This window comes from Prauserella isguenensis (genome assembly GCF_014191605.1).
In the GTDB taxonomy this organism is placed as follows: domain Bacteria; phylum Actinomycetota; class Actinomycetes; order Mycobacteriales; family Pseudonocardiaceae; genus Prauserella; species Prauserella isguenensis.
The window spans coordinates 23,711-49,601 of record NZ_JACHWU010000010.1 but is presented as its reverse complement, the minus strand read 5'-3'; the positions used below and the strand labels follow the sequence as shown (position 1 = coordinate 49,601).

The following is a 25,891-nucleotide window of genomic DNA, read 5'->3' as shown; positions in this document are numbered from 1 at the left end:
GCACGGTTGCGTTCCGACGCACCCGGCGTCGCCGGCCCGCAGGTCCAGTCGACGGTGCTCGGGCGGAAGAGACCTCCGGATAGCACCATCCCGCTACCCGGAGGAAATCGTCCATGTCCGTGCCGTTCTGGCTGTGGGCCGCCACCATCGGCGGTCTGATCGTGCTGCTGGCGATCGACCTGGTGATCGTCGACCGCAAACCCCATGAGGTCACCACCGGTGAGGCCGCCCGCTGGGTCGTCTTCTACGTCGCCTGTGCCGTGGCGTTCGGCGCCGGCGTGTGGTTGCTCGCCGGACACGACCTCGGTGTGCAGTTCTTCACCGGCTACATCACCGAGTACTCGCTGTCGGTCGACAACCTGTTCATCTTCATGGTGATCATGGCGTCGTTCAAGGTGCCCGCGATCCACCAGCACCGGGTCCTGCTGATCGGCATCGTGATCGCACTGGCCATGCGCAGCGTGTTCATCGCCATCGGGGCGTGGGCCATCGCGCAGGTCGTGTGGATCTTCTTCCTGTTCGGTGCGTTCCTGATCTTCACCGCGATCAACATGGTGCGGCAGAAGGACGAGGACGAGGAGTACCACGAGAACCTGGTCACCCGCCTCACCAGGAAGGCCTTCCGCGTCACCGATGACTACGAGGGCCACCACTCGATCGTCAGGAAGAACGGCAAGCGGTACCTGACCCCGATGGCGCTCGTGATCGTGGCGATCGGCAGCGCGGACCTGCTGTTCGCGGTCGACTCGATCCCGGCGATCTTCGGGATCACCCAGGAGGCGTTCCTGGTCTTCACGGCCAACGCCTTCGCGCTGATGGGGTTGCGGCAGCTGTACTTCCTGCTGGGTGGTCTGGTCAGCAAGCTCGTGTACCTGTCGCAGGGGCTGGCGATCATCCTCGCGTTCATCGGCGTGAAGCTCGTGCTCCACGCGCTGCACGAGTACCACGTCACGCCGGCGTGGCTGGAGATCAACAACTGGGTGTCCCTCGGCGTCATCGTCGTGGTGCTGACCGTGACGACCGTGGCGAGCCTGGCCAAGGCCAAACGGGATCCGAGCGTGGTCGGCCAGTCCGGCCTGAGCCTGAACGCCACGGCACCGGAGGAGAAGGCCGCCGACCGGACGGTCTCCGACGACGAGCGGTGAGGTACAGGCGCGCGGGACTGCGCACAACGGGTCGTTAGCCCCGCTAATGGTCGGGTAGGGTGCGGGCCGTGCGCCCTACCGATATCGAACTGCAGCAGGTCCCCGGCAGGCCCGCCCTGTCCGACGACCTCCTCCTCGTGTCCGTCACCCGTCCCGACGTCGCGGCGAACGCCTACGTCGGAGGACTGCACCGCGTCGGCCGGGACGGGGCGACGGCATGGACCCACGGCCCCGGCCCGGAGGGCGCAGGTCCGGACCGGCGGCACGACTCGGCTCCCGCGATCTCCCCGGACGGTCGTTGGGTGGCGTTCCTCCGCAGCGACGGGGGCGAGCCCGCGCAGCTGCACGTCATGCCGGCAGCCGGTGGCGAGTCGTGGGTGCTGACCGCGCTGCCGCTCGGAGCCGGGGCGCCCGTGTGGGCCCCGGACTCGCGCCGGATCGCCTTCACCGCGCGGGTGCCGGAACCGGGCCGGTACGGCACCTCCGACGGTGACGTGACACCGGAGGCCGCCGAGGAGGCGCCCCGGCGGATCACCCGGTACGACTATCGCGTCGACAACATCGGATTCCTGCGCGACCGGCCGCAGCGGCTGTTCGTGATCGACGCGCTGGCCGACGAACAGGACCTCGAACCGGAACCGCTGACCGACGAGGCGGCGTCCGTCGCCGATCCGGCCTGGACGCCGGACGGCCGGTCGGTACTCGTCGTCGCCCCGCGGGACTGGGACCGCGTGGAGACGATGCACGCCGACCTCTACACCGTGCCCGTGACAGGCGGGACACCACAACTCGCCGTGCGCACCGGGGGACGGGCGGAGAACCCCGCGGTGGCCGCCGACGGGACGGTGTTCTTCTACGCGGCCGCGTTCGAAGGGTTCGCCCGCGCCGCGACCAACACCGGGCTGTGGGCGGCGCCCCTCGACGGTTCCGCGTCGCCGCGCAGGCTCACCGACGCCGAGTCGGTCGACTGCGTGGCGGCCGCGGGACCGCCCGCCGTCCACGGTGACGACGTGCTCGTGGTCGTCGCCCACCGCGGTGCCGCCGAGTTGCGGCGCGTGCCGCGGGCGGCGTCGGCGGCGTCCCTGTCACAGCTTCCGATCCTGACCGGTGAGCGGGCGGCCGTGCGGTCGTTCACCGTGGCGGGCGACCGGATCGCGGTGGTGCAGGCCGGCCCCGAGGACGCCGGCGAGGTGCTGCTCGCCGATGGTGACGGCGCGTTCACGGTACTGACGTCGCTGTCCGAACGGCTGCGCGAGAGCGGTGTCCTGCCCGCCGAGGAGATCACGGCGACCTCGGCCGACGGCCACCCGGTGCACGGCTGGGTCGTCACTCCCGAGGGCGACGGCCCGCATCCGGTGCTCCTCGTCGTCCACGGTGGACCGTTCGCGGCGTACGAGTGGAGCCTGTTCGACGAGGCCCAGGTGTACGCGGCGGCCGGCTACGCCGTCGTGCTGGCCAACCCGCGGGGTTCGGCGGGCTACGGCGAGTCCCACGGGCGGGCGGTGCTGCACGCGTTGGGCACCGTCGACGCCGACGACGTGCTGGCCTTGCTCGACGCCGCGCTCGAACGGCCCGACACCGACGCCGATCGGGTCGGCGTGATGGGCGGCTCGTACGGCGGGTTCATGACCGGCTGGCTCGCCGCACACCACGGCGAGCGGTTCCGCGCGGCGTGGAGCGAGCGTGCCGTCAACGCGTGGGACTCGTTCGCGGGCAGCTCCGACATCGGCTGGACGTTCACCGACGTCTACGTCGGCGCCGACCCGGACGAACAGCGCAAGCGCAGCCCGCTGACCTACGCCGCCGACATCGGCATCCCCTTCGCGGTGGTGCACTCCGAACAGGACTGGCGCTGCCCACTGGAACAGGCGCAGCGGCTGTTCGTCGCGCTGAAGAAGGCCGGTGCGGAGACCGAGTTCCTGCTGTTCCCCGGTGAAGGGCACGAGCTGACCCGCAGCGGAAAGCCGCGGCATCGCGTCCAGCGGTTCGAGGCCGTGCTCGACTGGTGGGCCCGCCACCTGCCGGTGGACTGAGTTCCCGCCGGCGCATGCGTGCGCGAGCGGACCGAGCCCGGCGGTTCAGATCGTGAAGGCCAGGTTGCGTACGATCCGCGCGCCGAGTTCCGTATCACCGGAGCGGTCCACCTCCGGCAGCCGCTCCTCGGGGTCGACGCGACCCCCGGCGAGCCGTGCGAACAGTCCGGCGTCCAGCCGCAGTGTGGCGGTGGCCGGGCCGGGGAGCTCGGGCACCACGGAAGCCCTGCCGGCCACGGCCACGTGCACGGTGCGCTGCAGCGGTCCGGTGAACTCGAGGGTCACGCCCGCACCGTCCGGGGCGCCCGCCTTCTTGCCTATGACGTAGCCGAGCGATTCGACCAGCTCGTCGAACGACTGCTCGACGCATGGGCCCGCCTGGTGCCCCGGCAGGCCGGTCGCGTCGCGGATGTCCTGCTCGTGCAGCCAGGTGTCGAAGATCCGGATGCGCATGAACCGGCCGTAGGTGCCCTTGCCCACCGGGGTCCACGACGGCGCGTCGAAGTCCGACTGCGTCATCGCGCGCAGCGCGTCACCCCGGCGGGAGACGACGTCACGGAAGCGTTCGAGCATCCGTTCCGGGGCCGACTCCCGCATGGAGCGCACCCAGCGTTCGTTGACCGCGGCGATCTCGTTGCGCACGTGGGCGAGCTCGGTCACGTCGATGTCCGGCGCCGGGGCCGCTTCGCCCAGCAGGGCGGATTCGGTGCCGATCACGTGCGCGACGACGTCCCGCACGGTCCAGCCGGGCAGCGGGCTCGGCTCGTCCCACGCCGCGGCGGGCAGCGATGCCAGCAGCGCGTCGAGCGACTCCCACTGCGCCGCGAGCGCCCGAGTGATCACGTCCTTGTCGAAGCCCGTCGTCGTGTTCACGAGGTGGTCTCCCGTTCGGTTCCGAGTCCGATGATCTGTCCTCTGTCGACGCTCTCCCAATCCCTGCCTCGCAGGTACGGGGCGAGCGCGTCGGCGATGGCTCGTTCGTCGCGCGGGGCCTTGGGGCGCTGCACCTCGTAGACGTGCGGGAACTCCAGCATCCCGGTGACCAGCTCCCAGAGCCGTACCGCGGCGGTCCCGGTGGGCGGGTCGATCAGCACCGGCCCGAACAGGCACTGCCCGTCGGGGAACAGCAGCGTGGGCACCCCGAAACCGCCCGCCTCCAGCACACGCCGGTGGTCGGCCTTGACGTCGTCGTGGGTGGACGGGTCCGCGAGCGCCTCGTCCAGGACCGCGGCGTCGCTGCCGATCTCGGTGAGCAGACGCCGCGCCGTCTCCGGCTCGTGCGGTTTGCCGCCGTCGAGGTGGAGTTCTCGGCCGACCCTCGCGTACCAGGCGTCGAGCAGCGTGGGGTCGCGGCGCCGCAGCAGCGCGCCGATCCGCATCAGCGACCAGCCGTACGACCACGGTCGCTCCCACGGGTGCTTCTTACCCTCGAATCGGTTCACCTCTTCCAGGCTGAAGAAGCGCCAGTTGACGGTCAGTCCGGTGCGGGTGCGGACCTCCCGGATCCAGCGGGAGGTGTGGTAGGCGAACGGGCACATCGGGTCGAAGTGGAAGTCCACCTCGGACGGATGGGGCTGCTCGGACGGTTCGGACGGCTCTGACGGCGCTGTCATGCGGCTCCTTCTCGCAGGTGCACGTCGATGAGGTCGTGCAGCGTGGCGGCGATGTCGGTGGCCGAGAGGCCGCCGACCTTCGCCAGCAGGATCCGCCCCTGGGTGTGGGCGAGCAGGGAGTGGGCCAGCCGGTCCGGGTCGACGCCCTCACGCAGTACGCCCTCGTGCTCGGCCTGGTGGCAGATCGCCGCGAACCCGTGCTCCCAGCGCGCGAACGCCGAGGCCAGATGGTCGCGCACCGTGTCGTCCACCGTGGACAACTCGGCGGCGAGGTTGCCGAACGGGCAGCCGACCACGCGGCCGTACGTGGCCTCGAATCCGGCCTGGATGCCGCCCACGGCGTCGGCGACCCCGTGCAGGCGCTTCGCCGCGGTGTCTCCGGAGGCTGCGGCGAGTCGCTCGAGCAACGCGTCGGCGTGGAGGTCGATGACGGCCTTCGCCAGCTCGGCCTTCGAGGGGAAGAAGTGGTAGAAGCTGCCCTTGCGCACGTCGGCCGCCGCGCACACGTCGTCCACGCTCACCGACCCGTAGCTACCGGAGAGCAGCAGCCGGGCCGACGCGCGCACGATCCGCTCGCGAGTGTCGCCGCTCCGGCCCATGGCGGAGACCGTAGGCTCTCTTGACCGATCGGTCAACTGCCGATCGTGGTGACGCGACCTCGGGGTCGGGGCGGGCCGAACGAGTCGGACGGCTCGCGGACCGCTCAGTCGAGCAGGACGTAGCCGAGTTCACGGCACACCCGGGCCAACGGCACGTCGAGACCCGGGTGGTCGAGCCCGAGCAGGATGTCCGGTGACGCGGGCAGTGCCGATCCCGCGGGAGGATTCCACAGGCACACGGCGGGTTCGCCGCCGTCCATCGACGAGCGATACCACAGCCCGTCCAGGTCCGGCAGCTCCGCGCGGATCGCGCGGGCCCACGCCTGCGTGACCTTCTTCGGGCCGCTGGAGATCTCCTGCGACGCGCCGACCCGGGTGGGCCACAGCCCGGACAGGTCGAGCAGTCGCAACGTGCGGGAGGGCCGGACCACCACGAGGTGGGGACCACGCGTCTTTCGGTCCACTGTGGATGTCGTTTGGAAGACCTCGGCCACGCTGGTGCGTACCGACAGTCCGAAGTAGAGGACGCCGTGTTCGGGCCGGTGGGACGGCGTGTCCCCGGCCGGGTGGGGGTCGAACCGTGCATGGGCGATCGGTCCGGTGTGACGGAACGTGTCCCAACGTTGCGGGTGGTTGCCACGTGCGGCGAAGACGCGCACGAGCCGGGTGGCGGGATGGACCGCGACGATGTCCTCGCCGGGTCGGAGGTGCTGTCGCAGGACCTCGCCCGGCGGGGGCAGGGGTAACCGTGCCATGACGTGCCGACGTGCTCCTCGGTGCGCGGTCGGGGACGGAAGCGGTGGGGGCCGGATGCCGCTCGACGGGTCAGGCGGGCGTTCCGAGCGTAGCGGCCAGTTCGGCCACGCGCGCAGGATCGCCGCCCGCCAGTAGCCAGTCGCGGGGTGTCGTCGGCGTGTCGCGGATCGGGAGGTCGGGCTGCGGCGTCGTCATGAACCCGGCGACCACGAGTGCGGGCTGGTCGTCTGGCACGGCGCGCAGTACGACCTCGAGGCCGGGAACGGCGCCGGCGGCGGTGAACTGCCACGCGGGCAGCCGCCACCCGCCGTGGCCCTTCCAGCCGGTGAGCCGGTGCTGCTTGAGGCGGTGGCGAACACGGCTGTCGTCGACGCCGAGTCGTGTCGCAGCCTCGGTGACCGTCAGCGCGGAGTCGGCGAACACGGCCTGGGTGGCGACGGCGTTCGCACGCGCGTCGGGCTCACCGGATTTTGTGGCCGACAGGTCGAGGCCGACGTCGGTGAGGACGTCGCGTTGCTCGCCCGAGAAGAAGTGTGCCGGGTCCGGGTCGCCGGGGGAGAGGCGCCGGGCGGCCTGCTCGACCAGTGCCAGGAACTCGCCGGCATCCACCTTGAGTCCGGTGCGGGCGAGCACGGTCTCGAGGGCTGTCGTCGTACCGGTCATGCACCCATTTTAACACGGACGTGCGCATTCGTGCGGATTTGCCGGCTGGACTTGATATGCCCTAGTGGTTATATTCCTGGTGTGGCAACTACCTTCGAGGTGCTGGCGGAACCGCGGCGACGGGAGATTTTGGACCTGCTGCGCGGAAGCGAACGCCTGGTCGGCGACCTGGCGACCCGGCTCGACCTGACCCAGCCCGCCGTATCGAAACACCTGCGTGTCCTGCGCGAGGCGGGACTGGTCGCCGTGCGGCAGGACGCTCAGCGCCGCTGGTACCGGCTGCGGCCGGAGCCCCTGGTCGAGGTCGACGCGTGGCTCGCGCCGTACCGCAGGCTGTGGGCCGACAGTCTCGACGCGCTCGAACGCCACCTCGACCGGATGCCGGACGACCCCGAGACCGAGGAGCACACGTGACCGACACCCAACGGCGCACCGGCGACGGTTGGCAGTTGCGGTTCGAACGCCGATACGCGCACCCGCCCGCCAAGGTGTGGCGGGCGCTGACCGAGCCCGAGCACCTCAGCGCGTGGTACCCGTTCCCGATCGAGGAACTCGACCTTCGGGTCGGCGGCATCATCCGCTACCGCGAACCGGACGGCGACCCCACCGACCTCTACGCCGAGATCACCGAGCTGGAACCGCACCGGCGACTCGCCTTCACCGAGTTCGACCGGGAGACCGGCCGGCACCGGCTGCGGCTCACGTTGGAACCGGACGGCGCCGGCTGTGTGCTGACCTTCGAGCACACCTTCGCCGACAATCCGTGGGCCGAGCAGACCTTCACCGGCTGGCAGGGCTGCCTCGACGTGCTGGGAACCACCGTGGCGTGCCTCGACCTCGGCGTGCTCGACGACGTCGACGGTGCGCCGGTGCTGCGCTTCGAACGCAGGCTCGCCCACTCGCCGCAGCGGGTCTGGCGCGCCCTCACCGACCCCGCCGAACTGGCGCGATGGTTTCCGGTGGGCGTCGACGCCGTCCCCGAGACGGGCGCACCGATGCGGTTCGTGACGGGCATGTCCGGCGACTTCGCCGAAGGCCGGGTTCTCGAATGCGATCCGCCGACGGTCTACTCCTTCCGCTGGGCGCGCTCGGTGCTGCGGTTCGAACTCGCGGCCGGCGACGACGGCGGCTGCCTGCTGCGGTTCAGCCACACACTCAGCGGCACCGACACCTCCGGCCACCTGCCGTCAGTGGCGCGGCAGGGGCCCGGCTGGGAACAGTGCCTCGACGCCCTCGCCGCGTTGCTCGACGGAATTGAGCCGCCGCAGCGCGACGGCCAGTGGTTCCTCGCCCGCGCCGAGACCTACGTCGAGGAGTACGGGCTCGCCGACGGCACGGCCACCTTCGACGGCGACGGGGTCGAGGTGCGGTTCGAACGCGACCTCGTGCAGGCTCCCGACGTCGTGTGGTCCGCACTGACCGAGGGGGACCCGCCGATCACGGGAGAGGCGACTCCGGTGCGGTTCACGCACGGACACGTGGGACCGGGCCCGGTGACCCGGGTCGACCCCGGCCGGTACGTCGAGTACGCCGCGGCGGGCGGTGCGGTGCGGTTCGAGCTGCGCGATCAGGAGCCGATCGGCACGAGACTGCTCGTGACCCAGACGTTGCCGGGGTCGGCGGATGTGGCGCGCGCGCTCGCCGCGTGGCACACACACCTGGAACTGCTGTTCGCCGCTCTGCACGGCGACGTGCGCTGTCCGTGGCCGGAGGAGCGGACCGAACAACTGCGCCGTCGGTACGCCGAACGGGACGGACAGCAGGCCACGGCGGGGGAGTAGACCCATCGGGTCCTCCGGTCCCGCGCCGAGCGCAGGGCACGCGGTGGGCCTGCGGGTCGGTCCGCAGGCCCACCGTCCGGTTCGGACCGGTTACGCGCCCGCCTCGCGCAGGAGGATGTCGACGGCCTCGTCGTTGCGTTCGGTCTCCGGGGCGATGTCCTCGTCGTCGGGGTAGAACCCGTCGAGGCCGCCACCGGAGGCCGGGTACATCTCGAACGTGAAGCTCAGGATGCGGTGCTCGCCCCACATCCAGCCGTTGACGTCGCCGTCGGTGACGTAGAGGTCGCTGGACTGCTGGGGCGTGTAGCCGTTGCTGCCGGCCATCTCGCGGCCCACGTCCTGGAAGCGCCGGGCCTGTTCCCGGGTCATGTCCTCGGTGACCTCGTCGGTGGTGTGCCCGAACGGCCACAGCACCAGCTCACCGTAGGTGTGGAAGTCGATGTGCCCCTTGAGCTGCTGCCGGCCGTCGACGACGCGGGAGTCCACGAAGTCCCGTACCGCCGCCGTCTCCGGTGCGGAGAACCCCGCCTCGCCGCGGTAGGTCTCGGAGGCCGGGTCGCCGCTGGATCCGTCGCAGCAGCCCCACTTGTATCCCCAATTCCGGTTCAGGTCGGTGCCCTGGCCCTGCCGGTTCTTCCGCCAGCCCTGGTACTGGCCGCCCTCGATGTCGTGTTCGGAGCCGTCCGGGTTGACCGTCGGGATCACGTAGATCTCGCGGCTGTCGACGAAGTCGGTGACGGTCTGGTCGGTGCCGTAGCCGTCGGTGAAACGCTCGACGATACGCAGGCACATCTCCGTGGTCAGGTGTTCGCGCGCGTGCTGGTTGCAGGTGAACAGGACCTCGGGCTCGTCGGAGTCCTGTGCAGCGTCCGCGCTGATCTTCATGAGCGGGATGGTGCGGCCCTCGTGGCTGCTGCCGACGTCCGAGAGTTGTGTGATGTCCGGGTGGTCGGCCGCCGCGTTCTCGAGCAGCGTGGTCAGTTCGGAGTAGGTGTGGAACCCCTCGTCGCCCGCGGGGAACTCGTCCGCGGCGGCCCGTTTCTCCGAGGGATCGGGGTTGCGGTCGGCGAGCATGGCGTCGAAATCGCCGATCGCGGTGAGGTCGACTCCATCGCCGCGCAACTGGGCGGTCTGGGCCGCATCGGCGACGACGGTGAGCGTGCCGCCGCGGGAGCCGAGGACGTCGACGCCCGACCGGGAGATCGCGCCGCGGTCGGCCCTGTCGGGGGTGATCTCGTAGACGCCGCGTTCGGGAGTCGCGGCGTTCTCGCTGGTCGTGGGGCCCTGCGCGCCCGCGGGTGCCGCGGTGGCGAGCAGTAACAACAGTCCGGTGGTCACGCTGAGTGTCCGACGTGTGATCCGCATGTGATCAGGCTGATCGCGGGGTCGAGGAGCGGCAACCGACGGAAGTCGGACTCCGTTCCCACGCGCCGTCCACACGCGCCGGTTGACTTCGAGCGCGCTGGAGGTTGCACGCTGGTCGCACCCACACAGCACATCGGACACACGGGACACCGGACAGGAGCGTCGATGACGGAGACGGTCGGACGGGAAACATTCGAGAGCGCCTACGCGGAGGGGACCGCGGGCTGGGTGATCGGCGAGCCCCAGCCCGCGATCCTGACTCTGGAGCGGACGGGCCGGATCACGGGCCGGGTACTCGACGCCGGTTGCGGCGCCGGGGAGCACACCATCCACCTCGCCGCGCGCGGTTACGACGTGCTCGGCATCGACTTCTCGGACGCGGCCGTGGAGCTCGCCCGTCGCACCGCTGCCGAACGCGGCGTGCAGGCCGCGTTCGACGTCGCCGACGCGGTGACGCTCGGCGACGGCACGACGGGCGGGGACCTCGGTGCCGCGTTCGACACCGTCGTCGACAGCGCCCTGTTCCACGTTTTCGGGGCCGAGGACCGACGTCGCTACGCGGAGGCGCTGCACCGGGTCACGCGCCGGGGCTCGACGGTGCATGTCCTCGCGCTCGCCGAGACCGAGGAGCCCGGTTTCGGTCCGAGGATCAGCGACGCGGCGATCCGGGAGGCGTTCGCCGACGGCTGGACGATCGAGGAACTGGAGAGTTCGCGCTACCGGGCGGTCGCCCACGCACAGGAACACGCGGACGCACTCGGCGTCCGGCCGGGCGCTCCGGTGGACCTGCCCGCGTGGCTGGCACGCATCCGCCGGGAGTGATGCCTCGCCGCGGCAGGCGGGAGCCCCGCACGCTCCGGCCACTCGCACGGTCCGGCCACCCGCACACCCACCGGCCACCCGCACCCACCGGCCACCCGCACCCACCGGCCACCCGCACGAACAACGCACCCGCACCGCCGGACGATCCGGTTTCCCATGAGAGGCAGAGCGATGACCGACACCGTGGCGCAGCGCACCTTCGACGAGTCCTACACCGGGGGCGGCGCGCCCTGGGTGATCGACGAGCCGCAACCCGCGGTCGTGGCACTGGAACGGGACGGCAGGATCGGTGGCAGGGTGCTCGACGCCGGGTGCGGAACCGGCGAGCACACCCTGCTGCTCGCGGGCCGTGGCTACGACGTACTGGGCGTCGACTTCGCGCCGCACGCCGTGGAGCGGGCGGCCGAACTGGCCCGCTCGCGCGGAGTCGACGCGCATTTCCGCGTCGCCGACGCGTTCGACCTGGACCGGGAACTCGGCGGGGCCCACGGTGATCCCGGCACGCCGTTCGACACGATCCTCGACAGCGCGCTGTTCCACGTCTTCGAAGCCGGGGATCAGCGGCGGTACGCCGACGTGCTGTCCCGGATCATCCGGCCCGGCGGCGTAGTGCACGTGCTGGCTCTCGCCGACCGTGGAGAGCCCGGTTTCGGGCCGCGGATCGGTGACGCGGCGATCCGCGAGGCCTTCGCCGACGGCTGGACGGTCGAGGAGCTGAGCTCGACCCGCTACCGCGCGGTCGCCCGGGGAGCCGATGCCGAGGCGCTCGGTGTCGCGCCCGGCACCGTCGTCGATCAGCCCGCGTGGCTGGCGCGAATGCGACGCGACTGAGACGCGACCGAGCTGCGGCGAAAGCCCGCGGCCGCGGCCTGAACGGAAGGGGTGCGCACCGGCGACGGTGTGCACCCCTTCGTCGTCACCGGGTGCAACGCCGGTGTCGCCGGAACAGTCCATTGACTCACGAATGGGTGACGCCTAAGTTCTGACCTGTATTTCGAACGACGTCCGAAATCTCGAACACACATCGGGGTGTGCAGTGAAGATCACCGGAATCAGTACGCACGTCGTCGGGACTCCGTGGCGGAACCTGACCTATGTGCTCGTCCACACCGATGACGGCCTGACGGGTGTCGGCGAGACGCGCATGCTGGGCCACACCGAGGCGTTGCTCGGTTATCTGCGTGAGGCCGAGCTCAACCACATCGCCGGATCCGACCCCTTCGCGGTCGAGGACCTGGTGCGCCGGATGAAGTACGGCGACTTCGGCAGGGCGGGCGAGATCGTGATGTCGGGCATCGCCTGCGTCGAGATGGCGTGCTGGGACATCAAGGGCAAGGCGCTCGGCGTCCCGGTGTGGCAGCTGCTCGGTGGCAAGGTCACCGACCGTGTGAAGGCCTACGCCAACGGCTGGTACACCACCGAACGGACGCCCGAGGCGTACCACGCCGCGGCACGCATCGTCGTCGAACGCGGGTACCGCGCCCTGAAGATCGACCCGTTCGGCACCGGCTGTCTCGAACTCGACCACGACGCGACCAATTACGCCGTCTCCCTCATCGAAGCCGTGCGCGACGCGATCGGCGACGAGTGCGAACTCATGCTCGAGATGCACGGCCGGTTCAGTCCCGCGACCGCGATACGGCTGGCCAGGGAGCTCGCGCCGTACAAGCCCGCGTGGATCGAGGAACCCGTTCCGCCGGAGAACCTGAAGGCGCTGGAGAAGGTGGCGGGCAAGGTCGACGCGCCGATCGCCACCGGGGAGCGTATCCACGACCGCATCGAGTTCCGCGAACTGTTCGACTCGCAGGCCGTCGACATCCTGCAGCCGGACGTCGGCCATCTCGGCGGCATCGCGGAGACCCGCAAACTGGCGGCCACGGCGGAGACGCACTACATGCTCGTCGCGCCGCACAACGTCGGCGGATCGGTGTTGACGGCCGCGTCGTTGCAGCTCGCCGGCTGCACACCGAACTTCAAGATCCTCGAACACTTCAACGACTTCGCCGACGCGGAGATCAAACACGTCGTCACGGGCGCGCCGCAGGTCGTGGACGGGTACTTCCGGTTGCCGGAGGAGCCGGGGCTCGGCGTCGAACTCGACACCGACGCCGCCGCCGAGTTCCCGCAGCAGCGCGCGCATTTCGACCTGTGGGCCGAAGGTTGGGAGAAGCGCGACCCGACGGGCTCCGCGTGACCGCCGTCGTCGTCGACGAGCCGGGCGACTTCCGGCTGGCGGACCTCGCCCCGCGGGCACCCGGCAGGGGCGAGGCGCTGGTCCGGGTGCACGCGTGCGGGCTGTGCGGCAGCGACCGGGAGCTGTTCCGAGGCACCCGGCCCGCCGAGTACGTGCGGTACCCGGTCACCCCGGGCCACGAGTGGTCGGGCGTGGTCGAGACCGCAGGGGAGGGCGTCGACCCCGCACTGGTGGGCCGCAAGGTCGTCGGCGAGGGCTTCCGCAACTGCCAGACCTGTGACCGCTGCCGTGACGGCGATCCGACGCTCTGCACGGCCGGCTACGACGAAACGGGCTTCACGCAACCGGGAGCCATGGCCGACACACTCACGCTTCCCGCGCGGCTGCTGCACCCGTTGCCCGACGACGCCGACCTCGAGGCCGCCGCGTTGCTGGAACCGGCGGCGTGCAGCGCGGCGGCGGTGCTCGCCGCCGGGGCGACCGTCGGCGACCGGGTCGCGGTGGTCGGTGACGGGGCACTGGGCCTGACGGCGCTGCAACTGCTCGCGGCGGCCTCGCCCGCGGAGCTGTTGCTGATCGGAGGCGGGCCGGAGCGTGCGGGGCTGGCGGCCGAACTGGGTGCGGATTCCTTCCGTGACAAGGACTCCGTCGGTACCGGCGGCGATCCGGCCGCGCCGCTGGCGGGCCGGTTCGACGTGGTGGTCGAGACCGCCGGAGCCCCGACGTCCGCGCACACGGCCGCCGCGCTCCTCCGCCGCGGCGGCAGGCTCGTGCTCACCGGCATCCCGCCGGAAGGCGCGACCGGGCTCGACCCGACCGACCTGGTGGTCCGGCGGCTCGACGTGCGCACCGTGTTCGGCGCACCGCCGCGCGCCTGGTCGCACGCCGTCCGCGCGTTCGGCGTCGGCCTGCTCCGCACGGCACCGCTGGTCACCCATCGCAGGCCACTGGAGGAGTTCGCCGAGGCGATCGAACTCGTCGGCTCCGGAGATCCGGCGGTCGGCAAGGTCCTGCTGATTCCCTCCACACCCGCCGACACCGAAGGAGTCCCATGACAGCACCGGATCGATCCCCACAGCCGCGACGGCCGGGTGCGGCAGCGCTCGAGCTGGTCGGGATGGGAGCGCCGGAACCCGACCCGGCCGAGGCGTCGCCGCACGCCTTCCCCGGGGGAGGGACATGGCGCACCGAGGTCCCGTCGGTGGAGGGACCCGAGGCGCTCGCCACCGTGCTGAAGGAGGCGACGCGGCTGGACGTGCCGCTCCACCGCATCAGCCAGGGCAGCGGCGTGTGGATGCTGACCGACACCGAGATCACCGAGATGGTGGAGGCCTGCGCCGAGCGGGACGTCGAACTGTGCCTGTTCACCGGTCCCCGCGGCACGTGGGACATCGGGGCCGCCACCCGCACCCCCTCGGGTGGTGGCGGGCTGCGGGCCCGCGGCCACGCGTCGGTGGCGGGCTGCGTCGAGGACGCGCTGCGGGCCACCGAGCTCGGCGTGCGCTGTCTGCTCGTCGCCGACGAAGGGGTGCTGTGGACACTGCACCGGCTGCGTGAGGCCGGCGCGCTGCCCGCGGACACGATGTTCAAGGTCTCGGCGCTCGTCGGGCCGGTCAACCCGGCCGCGTACGCCGTGTGGGAGGGACTCGGCGCGGACTCGGTGAACATTCCGTCGGACCTCGGGCTCGAGCAGTTGACGGAGATCCGGCGTGTCTCGAGGGCGCCGATGGATCTGTACCTCGAGGCGCCCGACGATCTCGGCGGGTACGTGCGCATGTACGACGCGGCCGAGTTCATCCGGCGCGGCGCACCGCTGTATCTGAAGTTCGGCCTCAGCAAGGCACCCGGTATCTACCCCTACGGGGCACATCTGCGCGACCTGACTCTCGACACCGCCCGGGAGCGGGTGCGGCGCGGCCGCCTCGCGCTCGACCTGCTCGCCCGCCATGGGGCCGACGGCGACATGGCGCCGATCGGTTCGCGCGCTCCGGGCGCGCTGCGGCGGTTTCCGACACCGGAAAGGAGTTGACCATGCGCAACCGCATGGGGCGCGGCGCTCGCAGCGTGGCGAGAGCCGTGACCGCCGCCTTGGCCGCCGTCGCACTCGCCGCAACCGTGGCAGCCTGCGGGCAGGAGGCCCGCGGCGGCAGCCGCTACCAACCGGAGGGCGGCAAGGGGTCGACCGTCGGCCTGGCCATGCCGACCAAGTCGTCCGAACGCTGGATCGCCGACGGCCGCAACATGGCCGAGGAGTTCCGCAAGGCCGGATACCGGACCGATCTGCAGTACGGCGACGACAAGGTGGAGAACCAGATCGCCCAGATCGAGAACATGATCACCAAGGGTCACGAGCTGCTGGTCGTGGCGGCCGTCGACGGCTCGGCGCTGACGAACGTGCTGCGGCGCGCCGAGGACGCCGGTACCAAGGTGATCGCCTACGACCGCCTCCTCATGGGCACCGAGCACGTGGACGGGTACGCCTCGTTCGACAACGAGCGGGTCGGCCGGCTGCAGGGGCAGTACATCGCGGACGCGCTGAAACTCGAGGACCGTCCGAACGAGACGTTCACGATCGAGCTGTTCGCCGGTTCGCCGGACGACAACAACACCCGCTACTTCTGGAACGGCGCCATGAGCGTGCTGCGACCGTACCTGGAGAGCGGGCAGCTCGAGGCCCGCAGCAACCAGACCCGGATGAACCAGGCCACGACGTTGCGCTGGGACGGTGGTACCGCCCAGAAGCGCATGGACGACCTGCTCAGCCGCCACTACGGCACCACCGAGCTCGACGCGGTGCTCTCGCCCTACGACGGCATCTCCATCGGTGTCATCTCGGCACTCAAGAGCGCAGGATACGGCGGCACGGATCAGCCGTTTCCCGTGGTCACCGGGCAGGACGCCGAACTCGCGTCGATCAAGTCGATCGTGGCGGGCCAGCAGACCCAGACCGTGTTCAAAGACACCCGCGAACTCGCCGACCAGGCGGTGCGGATGGGCGATGCGCTGCTGACCGGCAAGAAACCGGAGTTCAACAACACGACCGACTACGACAACGGCGCGAAGGTCGTGCCGGCCTACCTGCTCGACCCCGTCAGCGTCGACGAGTCGAACGTGCAGCTGCTCGTCGACGAGGGCTACTACAAGGCGGGGCAGATCGAATGACCGCGACCGGTAGCGACGAGACCACCGGCGACGTCAGCGGCCGCAGCGAGACCGCCCCGGTGCTGGAGATGCGGGGCATCACCAAGACGTTCCCCGGTGTCACGGCTCTGGCCGGGGTCGACCTGGCCGTGCGGCCGCGGGAGATCCACGCCGTGTGCGGCGAGAACGGTGCGGGCAAGTCCACGCTGATGAAGGTGCTCAGCGGCGTCCATCCGCACGGCAGCTACGACGGGGAGATCGAGTTCCGGGGCGGGCCCGTCGCGTTCCGCGGCATCGCCGAGAGCGAGCGCCGTGGCATCGTCATCATCCATCAGGAACTGGCGCTCGTACCGGAGTTGTCGATCGCCGAGAACATCTTCCTCGGCAACGAACGGTCGACCCGCGGCATCATCAACTGGGGTGGCACGCTGCATGCCGCGGCGCGGTTGCTGGGCCGGGTGGGGCTGCCCGACAACCCGCGTACGCGCGTGGCAGAACTGGGCGTCGGCAAACAACAGCTCGTCGAGATCGCGAAGGCGCTCTCGAAAGACGTCGAACTCCTCATCCTCGACGAGCCGACGGCGGCGCTCAACGACGAGGACAGCCGGAACCTGCTTCAGCTGATCCTGGACCTGCGGGAGCAGGGCATCGCGTGCATCGTCATCTCGCACAAGCTGGAGGAGATCCGGCGCATCGCCGACTCGGTGACGATCCTGCGTGACGGGCGCAGCGTCGAGACGTTGCCGGTGCGGGACACGCCGGACGCCGAACCGGAGCTGTCGGAGGAACGCATCATCCGCGGCATGGTCGGACGCGACCTCGGCAGCCGGTTTCCGGAACGCCGCCCGTACCGGGGCGACGGTGCGGGGGAGGTCGGCTTCGAGGTGTCCGGGTGGACCGTCCGCCATCCCACGGAGCCGCGGATGGTCGTCGACGACGTGTCGCTGACCGTGCATCGCGGCGAGATCGTCGGCATCGCCGGGCTGATGGGGGCGGGCCGGACCGAACTGGCCATGAACGTGTTCGGTCGCAGCTACGGGGTCTACGAGAGCGGAAGCGTTGCGGTGCACGGAAACCCGGTACGCACCCGGTCCGTTCCCGAGGCGATCTCCCACGGCATCGCCTACGTCACCGAGGACCGCAAGACGTTCGGGCTGAACCTCATCGACACGGTGCACCGCAACATCTCGCTCACCTCGTTGCCGGGGATGACCCGTCGAGGCGCCGTCGACGAGCACAGGGAACAGCAGGTGGCCGAGCGGTACCGCGAGTCGATGAACATCAAGACCCCCACGGTGTTCGAACCGGTCGAGCGGCTCAGCGGCGGCAACCAGCAGAAAGTCGTGCTGAGCAAGTGGATTCACGCCGGACCCGACGTGCTCATCCTCGACGAACCGACCCGCGGCATAGACGTCGGCTCGAAGTTCGAGATCTACACCGTGATCGCACGGCTGGCCGCCGAGGGCAAGGCCGTGTTGTTCATCTCGTCCGAACTCCCGGAACTGCTGGGCATGTGCGATCGGATCTACACGATGTCGGCGGGGCGGCTGACCGGTGAGGTCGGCCGCGAGGACGCCACGCAGGAATCTCTCATGCGGTACATGACCATGGATACCGAACCGAAGGTCCGCACATGACCACGACACAAGACCGGACACCCGACGCGCCGGCTCCGGATCACCTTCCCGGACAACAGCCCACGGGCGCGATCCTGCTCGATCTCGCGCGGAACAACGTGCGCCAGTACGGCATGCTGATCGCGCTGGCGCTGATCGTCCTGCTGTTCCAGATCTGGACCGACGGGACGTTGTTGCTCCCCAGCAACGTCTCCAACCTGGTGCAGCAGAACAGTTACATCCTGATCCTGGCCGTCGGCATGATGATGGTGATCGTCGCCGGGCACATCGACCTGTCCGTCGGCTCCCTGGTCGCCTTCGTCGGCGCGATAGCCGCCGTGATGATGGTCGACTACAACCTGCCGTGGGTCGTGGCGCTGGTGCTGTCGCTCGTCGTCGGCGCCGTGGCGGGTGCATGGCAGGGATTCTGGATCGCCTACGTCGGCATTCCGTCGTTCATCGTCACGCTGGCGGGCATGCTGCTGTTCCGCGGTGCGACCCAGATCGTCCTCGAAGGACAGTCGGTGGCCCCGTTTCCACAGGGGTTCCAGCAGATCGCACAGGGCTTCATCCCGGAGATGGGCCCGTACACCCAGTACCACAACCCCACGCTCGTGCTGGGTCTGCTGGCGGTCGTGGCGTTGCTCGTGCAGCAGATCCGGGATCGGAGGCGGCAGGCGGCCCACGACCTCACGGTGCTGCCCCTGACCCTGTTCGTGGCGAAATGTGCCGCGATGGCGGCCGCGGTCGTGGTCATCACGCTCACCCTGGCCAGCTACCACGGCGTTCCCGTCGTGCTGCTGATCCTGTGCGGCCTGGTGCTCCTGCTGGGGTACGTGATGCGCAACGCCGTCATCGGCAGGCACATCTACGCGCTCGGCGGAAACCGGGAGGCCGCCAAGCTCTCCGGTGTCCGCGACAAGCGTGTGACGTTCCTGGTGTTCGTCAACATGGGCGCGCTGGCGGCACTCGCGGGCTGTGTGTACGCCGCGCGGCTCAACGCGGCCACCCCGCAGGCCGGTCTCATGTTCGAGCTCGAGGCGATCGCGGCGGCGTTCATCGGCGGTGCGTCGATGCGCGGCGGTGTCGGCACCGTCGTGGGCGCGGTGATCGGTGGTCTGGTGCTGGGCGTGCTGAACAACGGCATGTCCCTGGTCGGGATCGGTACCGACGTCCAGCAGGTGATCAAGGGCCTGGTGTTGCTGGCGGCCGTCGGCTTCGACGTGTGGAACAAGCGCAGGGCGACGACGACCTGAGCGCGAGCGGACCGGCTCAGCCCGCGAACGCGGGCTCAGCCAGCCCCGCACCGGCGTCCGGCACCACGAACACCGAGCCAGCCTCGGGCAGGGGCCGCTCCTGGTCTACCCGCGCGGTCGTGACGTACAGATCGGACAGTGCCGGCCCCGCGAACGCACACGCCGTCGGGTGGCTCACCGGAAGCGGAACGGTCCGGTCGAGCCGCCCGTCGGGCGTGTACCTCCGTACGGCCCCGCCCGACCACAATGCGACCCACACGCACCCATCGGCGTCCACGCAGAGTCCGTCGGGAAAGCCCGCGCCCGCTTCGACGACGGCGAGCGGTCTGCGGCGGGACACGGAGAGGTCGTCGGCGACGTCGAACACGTCGATCCGCCGCGTGGGGGTGTCGACGTAGTACATCGCCCGCCCGTCGGGGCTCCAGCCGGTGCCGTTGCTCACCGTCACGTCCGCGAGCACGGTCGCCGACGAGCCGTCCGCGGCGAACCGGCTCAGCGTGCCGCCGCCGGGCGCCTCGTCGTAGCGCATCGTGCCCGCCCACAGCGCGCCGTCCGGAGCGACGGCCGCGTCGTTGCCGCGCCGTCCCGCCACGGGGTCGTGGTGCAGCCACCGGAACGCGCCCGCGGAGTCGTAGAGCCCGATGCCGTCGCGGAGGTTCACCACCAGTCCGCGCCCGCCCGCACGCGGTTTGGCCGCGCCGACGTGCTGTCCCGTCTCGAGCGCACTCCTCGCGCCGGTGGCCGGCTCGTAGGTGTGCACGCGAGAGGAGAGGATGTCGACCCAGACGAGTCGGTGCGCCTCGGGGTCCCACGTGGGCCCCTCGCCGAGCAGGGCCGCCGCGGCGACCGCGACCTCCGGCCTGCTCACGGCGTGCCCCGGTGTCCGAGGCGGGCCGACAGGTCGGCGGCGCCTTTCACCGCGAGCCGTTCGAGCTCGGGGGTGCGCTGCTCGTCCCAGCGGACGGTGGGCACGGAGATGCTCAGCGCGGCGACGACCGTCCCGGCGGAATCCCGGACGGGCGCGGCCACGCAATGCACGTCCGGATTGGATTCGCGGTCCTCGACGGCGATGCCGCGCGTGCGCATCTCGGCGAGGTGCTCGCGCAGCACGGTCGGGGAGGTGATGCTGTGCTCGGTCATCGCGGTCAACGGCGTGTCGGGCGGGATGCGCTCGTCGAGGACGTCGCGGGGGAGCATGGCCAACAGCATCTTGCCGACGGCCGTGCAGTGGGCGGGCAGCCTGCGACCCGCCGCGGACACCATGCGCACGGCGTGGGTGCTGTCGACTTTGGCGATGTAGATGACGTCCGCGTCCTCGAGGATCGCCACGTGCACCGTCTCGTCGCAGGTCCGGGCGATCTCGGCGGCGACCTGCCTGCCCTCGGCCGCGAGGTCGAGCTGCTCGGAGTAGCGGCTGCCCAGCTGGTAGGTCCGCACGCCGAGCCGGTAGCCGCCCGAGCGGTCGGGGGCCGGAACGAGGTAGCCGCGCGCGGTCAGGGTGCTCACCAGCTCGTGCACGGTGGTGCGCGGCAACCCGAGCCGTCGGGTCATCTCGGGCGGCGACAGCACGGCGTCGCCGCCGAGGAACAGCTCGAGCACGTCCAGTGCCCTCGCGACGGCCGGCACCTGGCGTCCCATGACTACCCCTGTGTTCGGTATGGCGGACGTCTATCGAAATACCGAACACAGGGTACGCCGTGGAGAGACGACGGACCAGGGAAACGCGGCCCGCGGTGCGGGTCCGGCCGGGTGCGGCGGACTCCCGTCACCCCGACAGCGTCACCCCGGCGAGCCTGGAGCAGCGGCGACCCCGCGGGGTCACCAACCGCGCTCGCGCCACTCCGGCAGCTGCGGTCGCTCGGCGCCGAGGGTCGAGTCGTCGCCGTGGCCGGGGTAGAACCAGGTCTCGTCCGGTAGCTCGCCGAACACCCGGGACTCGACGTCGTCGAGCAGCGACCGGAAATCCTCCGCGGAGTTCGTCTTGCCCACGCCGCCCGGGAACAGCGAGTCACCGGTGAACAGGTGAGGACGGCCCGCCGGGTCGCGGTACAGCAGCGCGATCGACCCCGGGGTGTGCCCGCGCAGGTGGATGACCTCGAGTGTGACGTCGCCGACCGACAGCGTGTCGCCGTGCTCCACCAGGTGATCCGGCGGTACGGGCAGCGGATCAGCGTCGGCCGGGTGCGCCGCGGTGTAGGCGCCGTTCGCGCCCGCCACCGCACCGAGCGCCTGCCAGTGGTCGCCGTGCTGATGCGTGGTGACGATCGTGCGCAGTGTCGGCCGGTCCTCGGCGTGGCCGATGAGGTCCGAGATGCGCTCCGGGTCGTTGGCCGCGTCGATCAGCAGCGCCTCGTTGGTCGCTCGGCACACCAACAGGTACGCGTTGTTGTCCATGGGGCCGACGGACAGCTTCGTGATGGTCAGCGCCTCGAGCGTGCGGCGGGCGGCGTCCCCGCCCGGCTCGACGTGACCGGTGTAGGACTCGACGACGTTCACGTTGCACACCGTATTACGTGCCCGCGCTCGGCGGCGACCGGCGTCGTCGCTACAGTGCCTGGTCCGGACCAGGTCGCACCGAACGGGCGGGCGGCGGAGTCGGAGGGGGAGCGACGTGACGGCAGCGGCGGGCCGGCCTGCCCCCACGAACAGGCGGATGAGCTGGGACGTCATTCGGGTCGTCGCGATCACGTTCGTCGTCGCGGGCCACGTCACGGGTGGGGCCGCGCTGATCCCGGACATCGAGCCGTACCCGGTGTCCCTGCGGGTCCCGTTCGGCACCTTCACGCTGCTGGTGCTGTCGGGCTACTTCATGGGGCCGACCCTGCGCAAGCTGCGCCCCGGGCGCTGGCTGCACTCGCGGTTGGCGCGGGTCCTGCCCGCCTACCTGGTCGCGATGCTGGTCACGTTCCTCGTGCTGCGGATCGTGGCGCCGGTGTTCAACGGCGAGGAGGAAGGCCCGTGGTATCTGCCGGGCGCCGGTGACCTGGTGCGGAACCTGCTGTTGGTGCACGAGTGGACCGGGAACATGCACCGCCGGATCGACGCGTCCTACTGGACGCTCCCGGTGCAGGTCGCGGCGTTCTGCGGGGTGGCGCTGCTGTGCTGGTACTGGCGCCGCAGGTGGCGTCACCGGCTGCAGCCCGCGGTCGTGGTGTGGGGTGTGATCGGCGTCTCGGCCGCCTCGCCGGTGCTGAGCGGTGTCGCGCAGGTCGTGCCGACGGCGACCGGCCTGTACTTCGCGCACCTGTTCGCGGCGGGCGCGGCGATCTGGCTCTGGTCGCAGCGCCGGCTCGCCGGGCCGAACCTCGCGGCCGTGCTGGCGGCCGTCCTGGGTATGCAACTGTTCCGGTCGAGCGAGCCGCAATGGCTGATCGTGGCCTGCCTCGGCGCAATGCTGGGACTGATGTGCCTGGCGGCGCGCGGCCCGGACTGGGACCGCGTGCTGGGGCTGCTGCGCAGGCCGATCTCCTGGCTGGCCGGCATCAGCTTCGGCATCTACCTCGTGCATCAGAAGCTCGGGTACGTCGTCGCGCGGGTGCTCACCGGGATGGAGATCGAGCCGTGGTGGCTGCGGATGGCCCTCGTGCTCACCGCGATCGTGCTGGCGGCGTGGGCGCTGACGGTGCTCGTGGAGCGTCCGCTGTACCGGCTGTTGGGCCCGTCGGCGCAGCCCGCGCCCGCCGCCGGGGTGCGGCCCGCCGATATCGCCGATATCGCCGATGTCGCCGATGTCACCGATGCCACCGAGGTCACCGGAACGGGCGACAGGAGCCGGGATTCCGCAGGTGACGGTGCGCACGATGCACCCGACGACACGCCTGGTGACGGGGTGGTGCGCACCCGCGGCTGAGGGCGGCCGGTGACGGCGCCGCCGATTCTGTCGGGGGTGCGACCTAGCATGGAGGACGCCGGGGCCCGCCTTCTGCCCGCCCCGCGTGCCCGACCTCGCGTCACGCGGGCCCGGTCGTCGCCGGGGCCTGCACCGCCATGCACCAGTGAAGGGACCATCGCCGGTGGCTGACAGTCTTGTAATCCGCGGCGCCCGCGAGCACAACCTGCGCGGGATCGACATCGACCTGCCGCGCGACAGCCTCATCGTGTTCACGGGACTGTCCGGATCGGGCAAGTCGAGCCTGGCGTTCGACACGATCTTCGCGGAGGGGCAGCGGCGCTACGTCGAATCGCTGTCGGCCTATGCACGGCAGTTCCTCGGCCAGATGGACAAACCCGACGTCGACTTCATCGAAGGGCTCTCGCCCGCGGTGTCGATCGACCAGAAGTCCACGTCGCGGAACCCGCGCTCGACGGTCGGCACGATCACCGAGGTCTACGACTACCTGCGGCTGCTGTACGCCCGTGCGGGCAAGGCGCACTGCCCGCAGTGCGGGGAGGCGATCAGCAAGCAGACCCCGCAGCAGATCGTCGATCAGGTGCTGGACATGGAGGCCGAGGTGCGCTTCCAGGTCCTCGCGCCGGTGGTGCGCGGCCGTAAGGGCGAGTACGTCGATCTGTTCTCCAACCTGCAGCAGCAGGGCTACGCGCGGGCGCGCGTGGACGGCACCGTGTACTCGCTGACCGAGCCGCCGAAGCTGAAGAAGCAGGAGAAGCACGACATTGGCGTCGTCGTCGACCGGCTCAAGGTCAAGCCGAGCGCCAAACAGCGGCTCACCGACTCGGTGGAGACCGCCCTGCGCCTGGCCGACGGGCTCGTCGAGCTCGAGTTCGTCGACCTGCCCGAGGACGATCCCCACCGCATCCGCGGCTTCTCCGAGAACCTCGCCTGCCCGAACGGCCACGCCCTCACCGTCGAGGACCTCGAACCGCGGTCGTTCTCGTTCAACTCGCCCTACGGCGCCTGCCCCGACTGCACGGGCATCGGTGTCCGCAAGGAGGTCGACCCGGAGCTCATCGTCCCGGACGAGGACCTCCCGCTCGAGGACGGCGCCATCCAGCCGTGGAGCGGCGGGCAGAGCGCGGACTACTTCGAGCGGCTGCTGACGTCGCTGTCGGAGGCGATGGGCTTCCGCATGGACGCGCCGTGGCGCAAGCTGCCCGCGAAGGTGCAGAAGGCCGTGCTCTACGGCGTGGACGAACAGGTCCACGTGCAGTACCGCAACCGGTACGGCAGGCGGCGCAGCTACTACGCGAACTTCGAAGGCGTCATCCCGTTCCTCGAGCGGCGGCACGAGCAGACCGAGTCCGAGCACACGCGGGAACGGTACGAGGGCTACATGCGCGAGGTGCCCTGCCCGTCGTGTCAGGGCACGCGCCTGAAGCCGGAGATCCTCGCCGTCACGCTGGAGCACTCCGAGCACGGCGAGCGTTCGATCGCCGATGTCTGCGCCCTGTCGGTGTCCGAGGCCTCGGAGTTCCTCGACGGGCTCGTGCTCGGCGAGCGGCAGGCGATGATCGCGGGGGCAGTGCTCAAGGAGATCCAGGCCCGGCTGCACTTCCTGCTCGACGTCGGCCTCGACTACCTCTCGCTCGACCGCGGTGCCGGCACCCTCTCCGGCGGCGAGGCCCAGCGCATCCGGCTGGCCACGCAGATCGGCTCCGGTCTCGTCGGCGTGCTGTACGTGCTCGACGAACCGTCGATCGGCCTGCACCAGCGCGACAACCAGCGGCTGATCGACACGCTCAGCAGGCTGCGCGACCTCGGCAACACGCTCATCGTCGTGGAACACGACGAGGACACCATCAAATCCAGCGACTGGGTCGTCGACATCGGCCCGGGCGCGGGTGAACACGGCGGCAGGGTCGTGCACAGCGGGCCGTACTCGAAGCTGGTGAAGAGCAAGAAGTCGATCACCGGCGACTACCTGGCGGGCCGCAAGGAGATCCCGGTGCCGGAGATCCGCAGGCCGGTGAACAAGAAGCGCCAGCTGACGGTCGTCGGCGCGCGGGAGCACAACCTGCGCGGCATCGACGTCTCCTTCCCGCTCGGCACGATGATCTCCGTGACCGGGGTGTCCGGTTCCGGCAAGTCCACGCTCGTCAACGAGATCCTCGCGACGGTGCTGGCGAACAAGCTCAACAACGCCCGCCAGGTGCCTGGAAGGCACACCCGCGTCAACGGAGTGGGCAACGTCGACAAGCTCGTGCGCGTCGACCAGTCGCCGATCGGCCGCACCCCGCGCTCCAACCCGGCGACCTACACCGGCGTGTGGGACCGGCTGCGCAAACTGTTCGCCGAGACGACCGAGGCGAAGGTGCGCGGTTACCAGGCGGGCCGGTTCTCGTTCAACGTCAAGGGCGGACGCTGCGAGGCGTGCGCGGGCGACGGCACACTGAAGATCGAGATGAACTTCCTGCCGGACGTCTACGTCCCGTGCGAGGTGTGCAAGGGCGCCCGGTACAACCGCGAGACCCTCGAGGTGCATTACAAGGGCAAGACGGTCGCCGAGGTCCTCGACATGCCGATCGAGGAGGCCGCCGAGTTCTTCGAACCCATCAAGCCCATCCACCGGTACCTGTCGACCCTGGTCGACGTCGGACTCGGCTACGTGCGGCTCGGCCAGCCCGCGCCCACGCTCTCCGGCGGCGAGGCCCAGCGCGTCAAACTCGCCAGCGAGCTGCAGAAACGGTCTACCGGGCAGACCGTCTACATCCTCGACGAGCCTACGACGGGCCTGCATTTCGAGGACATCCGCAGGCTGCTCGACGTCGTGCAGGGCCTGGTCGACAAGGGCAACACGGTGATCGTCATCGAGCACAACCTCGACGTCATCAAGACCTCGGACTGGGTCATCGACATGGGCCCCGAGGGCGGCAGCGGCGGCGGCACCCTCGTCGCCGAGGGCACGCCCGAGGACGTCGCCGCCAACCCGGACAGCTACACCGGCCGGTTCCTCAAGCCGTACCTCGACCGCTGACGGCCTACCCCGTGCCGGCGGCGCCGTGGCCTGTC

The 25,891-nt window shown here is 70.5% G+C and carries 23 protein-coding genes; 14 read left to right on the top strand and 9 right to left on the bottom strand.

What is annotated here, in order from left to right:
• The first annotated feature begins 113 nt into the window (after positions 1-113).
• Complete coding sequence (locus FHS23_RS22215) at positions 114-1,145, top strand: TerC family protein (protein ID WP_183659292.1); 1,032 nt, start codon at positions 114-116, stop codon at positions 1,143-1,145.
• A 68-nt stretch (positions 1,146-1,213) separates the two neighbouring features.
• Positions 1,214-3,178, top strand: coding sequence for an alpha/beta fold hydrolase (locus FHS23_RS22210; RefSeq protein ID WP_183659290.1), 1,965 nt, complete (start codon positions 1,214-1,216; stop codon positions 3,176-3,178).
• A gap of 45 nt (positions 3,179-3,223) precedes the next feature.
• On the opposite strand, the gene FHS23_RS22205 is transcribed toward FHS23_RS22210, so the two are convergent.
• The 5 genes from FHS23_RS22205 to FHS23_RS22185 all read right to left on the bottom strand — a co-directional run bounded on the left by FHS23_RS22205 (position 3,224) and on the right by FHS23_RS22185 (position 6,809).
• Positions 3,224-4,051 carry a maleylpyruvate isomerase family mycothiol-dependent enzyme gene (locus FHS23_RS22205; protein WP_183659288.1) on the bottom strand — a complete coding sequence of 276 codons (828 nt, stop codon included), beginning with the start codon at positions 4,049-4,051 and terminating at the stop codon, positions 3,224-3,226.
• Positions 4,048-4,791: a mycothiol-dependent nitroreductase Rv2466c family protein gene (locus tag FHS23_RS22200; RefSeq protein ID WP_183659286.1), complete on the bottom strand. Its 744-nt coding sequence runs from the start codon at positions 4,789-4,791 to the stop codon at positions 4,048-4,050. Before FHS23_RS22200 ends, FHS23_RS22205 begins: the two co-directional genes overlap by 4 nt.
• Positions 4,788-5,390, bottom strand: a complete 603-nt coding sequence (locus FHS23_RS22195; protein WP_183659284.1) for a TetR/AcrR family transcriptional regulator — start codon at positions 5,388-5,390, stop codon at positions 4,788-4,790. The genes FHS23_RS22200 and FHS23_RS22195 overlap by 4 nt, the downstream gene beginning before the upstream one ends.
• Before the next feature lie 104 nt (positions 5,391-5,494).
• Complete coding sequence (locus FHS23_RS22190) at positions 5,495-6,145, bottom strand: RES family NAD+ phosphorylase (protein WP_183659282.1); 651 nt, start codon at positions 6,143-6,145, stop codon at positions 5,495-5,497.
• Positions 6,146-6,215: 70 nt separating this feature from the next.
• A complete protein-coding gene (locus FHS23_RS22185; RefSeq protein ID WP_183659280.1) occupies positions 6,216-6,809 on the bottom strand; it encodes a MerR family transcriptional regulator in 594 nt (197 codons plus the stop codon).
• A gap of 81 nt (positions 6,810-6,890) precedes the next feature.
• On the opposite strand from FHS23_RS22185, the gene FHS23_RS22180 reads away from it, so the two are divergent.
• The gene (locus FHS23_RS22180) at positions 6,891-7,223 is read left to right on the top strand and encodes a metalloregulator ArsR/SmtB family transcription factor (RefSeq protein WP_183659278.1); all 333 of its coding nucleotides are present in this window, start codon (positions 6,891-6,893) and stop codon (positions 7,221-7,223) included.
• Positions 7,220-8,590 (top strand): SRPBCC domain-containing protein, encoded by a 1,371-nt coding sequence (locus FHS23_RS22170; protein WP_221219970.1) that lies wholly within the window; start codon positions 7,220-7,222, stop codon positions 8,588-8,590. Before FHS23_RS22180 ends, FHS23_RS22170 begins: the two co-directional genes overlap by 4 nt.
• A 90-nt stretch (positions 8,591-8,680) precedes the next feature.
• On the opposite strand, the gene FHS23_RS22165 is transcribed toward FHS23_RS22170, so the two are convergent.
• Positions 8,681-9,955, bottom strand: coding sequence for a M14 family metallopeptidase (locus FHS23_RS22165; protein ID WP_183659276.1), 1,275 nt, complete (start codon positions 9,953-9,955; stop codon positions 8,681-8,683).
• Positions 9,956-10,120: 165 nt separating this feature from the next.
• On the opposite strand from FHS23_RS22165, the gene FHS23_RS22160 reads away from it, so the two are divergent.
• The 8 genes from FHS23_RS22160 (at position 10,121) to mmsB (ending at position 18,984) form a co-directional block, all read left to right on the top strand.
• Positions 10,121-10,777, top strand: coding sequence for a class I SAM-dependent methyltransferase (locus FHS23_RS22160; protein ID WP_183659274.1), 657 nt, complete (start codon positions 10,121-10,123; stop codon positions 10,775-10,777).
• A 171-nt stretch (positions 10,778-10,948) separates the two neighbouring features.
• Entirely contained in the window at positions 10,949-11,608 is a 660-nt protein-coding gene (locus tag FHS23_RS22155; protein ID WP_183659272.1) for a class I SAM-dependent methyltransferase, read from the top strand.
• A 205-nt stretch (positions 11,609-11,813) separates the two neighbouring features.
• Entirely contained in the window at positions 11,814-12,971 is a 1,158-nt protein-coding gene (locus tag FHS23_RS22150; RefSeq protein ID WP_183659270.1) for an enolase C-terminal domain-like protein, read from the top strand.
• The gene (locus FHS23_RS22145) at positions 12,968-14,026 is read left to right on the top strand and encodes an alcohol dehydrogenase catalytic domain-containing protein (RefSeq protein WP_183659268.1); all 1,059 of its coding nucleotides are present in this window, start codon (positions 12,968-12,970) and stop codon (positions 14,024-14,026) included. The genes FHS23_RS22150 and FHS23_RS22145 overlap by 4 nt, the downstream gene beginning before the upstream one ends.
• Positions 14,023-15,000: a hypothetical protein gene (locus FHS23_RS22140; RefSeq protein WP_183659266.1), complete on the top strand. Its 978-nt coding sequence runs from the start codon at positions 14,023-14,025 to the stop codon at positions 14,998-15,000. Before FHS23_RS22145 ends, FHS23_RS22140 begins: the two co-directional genes overlap by 4 nt.
• 2 nt (positions 15,001-15,002) lie before the next feature.
• Entirely contained in the window at positions 15,003-16,133 is a 1,131-nt protein-coding gene (chvE, locus tag FHS23_RS22135) for a multiple monosaccharide ABC transporter substrate-binding protein (protein ID WP_246382602.1), read from the top strand.
• 68 nt (positions 16,134-16,201) lie between these two features.
• On the top strand, positions 16,202-17,749 hold the full coding sequence (locus FHS23_RS22130) for a sugar ABC transporter ATP-binding protein (protein WP_246382624.1): 1,548 nt from the start codon (positions 16,202-16,204) through the stop codon (positions 17,747-17,749).
• On the top strand, positions 17,746-18,984 hold the full coding sequence (mmsB, locus tag FHS23_RS22125; RefSeq protein ID WP_183659262.1) for a multiple monosaccharide ABC transporter permease: 1,239 nt from the start codon (positions 17,746-17,748) through the stop codon (positions 18,982-18,984). The genes FHS23_RS22130 and mmsB overlap by 4 nt, the downstream gene beginning before the upstream one ends.
• A gap of 16 nt (positions 18,985-19,000) precedes the next feature.
• Here mmsB and FHS23_RS22120 read toward each other — a convergent pair whose 3' ends face one another.
• The 3 genes from FHS23_RS22120 to FHS23_RS22110 form a co-directional block, all read right to left on the bottom strand.
• Positions 19,001-19,852 (bottom strand): SMP-30/gluconolactonase/LRE family protein, encoded by an 852-nt coding sequence (locus FHS23_RS22120; RefSeq protein WP_183659260.1) that lies wholly within the window; start codon positions 19,850-19,852, stop codon positions 19,001-19,003.
• Entirely contained in the window at positions 19,849-20,622 is a 774-nt protein-coding gene (locus FHS23_RS22115) for an IclR family transcriptional regulator (RefSeq protein WP_183659258.1), read from the bottom strand. The genes FHS23_RS22120 and FHS23_RS22115 overlap by 4 nt, the downstream gene beginning before the upstream one ends.
• A 180-nt stretch (positions 20,623-20,802) precedes the next feature.
• A complete protein-coding gene (locus FHS23_RS22110) occupies positions 20,803-21,480 on the bottom strand; it encodes an MBL fold metallo-hydrolase (protein ID WP_183659256.1) in 678 nt (225 codons plus the stop codon).
• 157 nt (positions 21,481-21,637) lie between these two features.
• Here FHS23_RS22110 and FHS23_RS22105 point away from each other — a divergent pair, with 157 nt between their 5' ends.
• Both FHS23_RS22105 and uvrA read left to right on the top strand, forming a co-directional pair.
• On the top strand, positions 21,638-22,834 hold the full coding sequence (locus FHS23_RS22105) for an acyltransferase family protein (RefSeq protein WP_183659253.1): 1,197 nt from the start codon (positions 21,638-21,640) through the stop codon (positions 22,832-22,834).
• Between the two features lie 163 nt (positions 22,835-22,997).
• On the top strand, positions 22,998-25,856 hold the full coding sequence (gene uvrA / locus FHS23_RS22100; protein ID WP_183659250.1) for an excinuclease ABC subunit UvrA: 2,859 nt from the start codon (positions 22,998-23,000) through the stop codon (positions 25,854-25,856).
• Positions 25,857-25,891 lie beyond the last annotated feature (35 nt).